General features: G+C 71.4%; 3 protein-coding genes. 2 read left to right on the top strand and 1 reads right to left on the bottom strand.

The genetic code is table 11. The features are described from left to right. Positions 1-102: 102 nt before the first annotated feature. Positions 103-681, bottom strand: a complete 579-nt coding sequence (locus tag ACZ45E_RS00005; protein WP_468214516.1) for a dihydrofolate reductase family protein — start codon at positions 679-681, stop codon at positions 103-105. 154 nt (positions 682-835) lie between these two features. On the opposite strand from ACZ45E_RS00005, the gene ACZ45E_RS00010 reads away from it, so the two are divergent. Both ACZ45E_RS00010 and ACZ45E_RS00015 read left to right on the top strand, forming a co-directional pair. Beyond that, positions 836-1,357, top strand: coding sequence for a DUF6328 family protein (locus tag ACZ45E_RS00010; RefSeq protein ID WP_468215948.1), 522 nt, complete (start codon positions 836-838; stop codon positions 1,355-1,357). Positions 1,358-1,440: 83 nt separating this feature from the next. Beyond that, the gene (locus tag ACZ45E_RS00015) at positions 1,441-2,700 is read left to right on the top strand and encodes an ROK family transcriptional regulator (RefSeq protein WP_468214519.1); all 1,260 of its coding nucleotides are present in this window, start codon (positions 1,441-1,443) and stop codon (positions 2,698-2,700) included. Positions 2,701-2,724 lie beyond the last annotated feature (24 nt).

Raw genomic sequence — 2,724 nt, forward strand, 5'->3', positions numbered from 1 at the left:
ACAAACGCGACTACATCTTCAACGGCACCCTCACCGTCGCAGCGATCGCCATCTGGCTCCGCGACACCGTCCAAGAGCCATCAGAAACGACCTAGGCCCGGCTCAGGCGTGCAGGGTGGGGCGGTAGACGAGTTCCTGCATGCGGCCGTCGAGCGTCCGGTGCGTGATCAGTTCGAGGTCGAAGTCGGCCGCGCCCCGGAAGATCGGGTCGAGGCCGGTCCGGCCGGTGATGACGGGGAAGAGGGTCACCTGGACGCGGTCGACCAGTCCGGCGGCCATCAGCGCCCGGTTCATCGAGAGGCTGCCGTGCGACCGCAACGGCACGTCGGACTCCTCCTTGAGGCGCGCGACGACCTCGACGGCGTCGCCGTGCACGAGGTCCGCGTCCGGCCAGTCGAGCTTTCCTTCCAGGGTGGTCGACACCACCGTCGCCGGCAGGTTCCTCATCCGTGTGACCCAGGGGTGACGTACCTCGGAGTCCTCGGTGCTCGCCGCCAGCATCGACGCGAACGCCCGGTACGTGTTGGCCCCGAAGACCATCCGCTGCTCCTCGTCGTAGAGAGCGAGGCGGTGGTCGAGCAGCTCGGGGCCCTGCTTGCCCCAGTAGCCGGTCCAGTCGCCGCCGGCCGCGCCGAAGCCGTCGAGGCTGGAGAAGATGTCGAAGGTGTACGTGGCGGTCATGGTGCTCTCCTCGATCGGGGGCGGTGCGTATCGGCATGTCAGCAATACAGACCTGCGATCGGGGCGGGACTCATCGCAGAAACTTCGTCCACCTCCGGCAACGGATACGTAACCGGCGATTCTCCGGGCATCCGCCTCCTACGAGGGAGGTTGTCTGTTGAGTACTGGTGAGATAACGCGAGCAGATGCGGTGCAGTGCGACGGGCCGGAGGAGGCCCATGAGAGGGCGAACCGGCGCTGGGCGGAGGTCCTCCAGGAGACCCGCGTGGCGCAGACGGGTGTGCAGATCCTCTTTGGCTTCCTGCTGAGTGTCGCCTTCACCCCGCGCTTCGGGGAGCTCGGCGCCTTCGACACGACGGTGTACGTGGCGACCGTGATCCTCGGTGCCGCCGCGACCGGCGCCCTCATAGCGCCGGTCTCCCTGCACCGGCTGCTCACGGGGCAGCAGATGAAGGACGACCTGGTGAAGGTGGCTGGGCGGCTGATGGTCACGGGGCTTGTGCTCCTCGCGCTCACCATCAGCTGCACGGTCCTGCTGATCCTCCACGTCGTCCTGCCCGATCTGCTCGCAGAGCTCCTCGCCGGCGGCGTGCTCCTCTGGTTCGCCCTCTGCTGGTACGCGCTGCCCGTGTGGCTCAAGAAGCGCTCCACCCGGCGCTCCCCGGGATCTGTCTGAACGGCCGGGAGCCGTCGAAGCGGCGGGGCGGGGACGGACCGTAGCCGCGGTCGAACACCCCGTCCCATAGGCTCATCACCACGATGAACAGCAACAATCCGTCCTCGATCCCGCCCAAGGCAGACAAGGCGACCGTGCGTCGGCACAATCTCAGCCTCGTTCTGACCACCGTCCACGACGAGGGCGAGGCGACCCGGGCGGGTGTCGCCTCCCGGGTCGGACTGACCCGGGCCGCGGTCTCCTCGCTCGTGGACCAGCTCCTCACCGACGGCTTCCTCACCGAGTGGGGCAAGACCTTCAGCGGGCAGGCCGGGCGTCCCGGCACCGCGCTGAAAGTGGCGCGGAGCGGGCCCGCCGGGCTCGGGGTGGAGATCAACATCGACTACATCACGGTGTGCGTCGTCGACCTGGCGGGCACCGGCCGCGTACGGCTCGTGGAGCGGATGGACAACCGGGGCGCTCCGCCCGCCGCCGTACTCGCGCAGGCGGCACGGATCGCGGCGCGCGCCATCGAGTCCGCGGCCGAGCAGGAGCTGCGCCCGGTCTCGGCCGAGCTGGCGCTGCCCGGCCTGGTGTCCGGCGGCGCGGTGCGGCAGGCGCCGAACCTCGGCTGGAACCGGGTGGCCGTCGAGGGGCTGTTCGCGCAGGCGTTGACCGCGCTGCGGCCCGCGCACCGCGCCCTGCCGGTCAGCGCGGACAACGAGGCGAATCTGGCGGCCATGGCCGAGCTCTGGTTCGGCGGGTGCGCGGGCGGTGACGGTGAGGCCCGGGTGAGCAGCTTCATCTATCTGACCGGTGAGATCGGGATCGGCGGCGCGCTGGTCCTGAACGGTCGGCTGCTGCGCGGGGCGCACGGGTTCGCCGGGGAGATCGGGCACGTCGTGGTGGAGCCGACCGGGCCCGAGTGCCGCTGCGGGGCGCGGGGCTGCCTGGAGCAGTACGCGGGGCAAGCGGCGCTGTTGCGGACGGCGGGGCTCGCCGAGTCGGCGGGCGCGGCCGGCGTCGCGGAGCTGGAGAGCCGGGCCCGCGCGGGCGATCCGTCGGCGCTGGCCGCGCTGGAGGAGGCGGGGCGGCGGCTCGGCCAGGTGCTGTCGGGCGCCGTGAATCTGATCGACCCGGACGCGGTGATGCTCGGCGGCGTCTTCCGCGGACTCATGCCGTGGCTGGCCCCCGCCGCGGACCGGGAGCTGACGGCGCGCGTCGTCTCCGGGCTGTGGAAGCCCGGCAACGGACGCCTGCGGGCCTCGTCCTCCTCGGGTGACGCGGCACGCGGCGCGGCTGCCCGCGGGGTGCGCGAGGTGCTGGCGGACCCGGCGGCGTACGCGGAGCGCGTGACGGGCTGACACGTGCGGGCTGACACGTGTGTG

Source organism: Streptomyces sp. NPDC030991, assembly GCF_055571235.1.

Coding starts and splice junctions, on each gene's coding strand:
- ACZ45E_RS00005 (WP_468214516.1), bottom strand. CDS start 681: ATGACCGCCACGTACACCTTCGACATCTTCTCCAGCCTCGACGGCTTC.
- ACZ45E_RS00015 (WP_468214519.1), top strand. CDS start 1,441: ATGAACAGCAACAATCCGTCCTCGATCCCGCCCAAGGCAGACAAGGCG.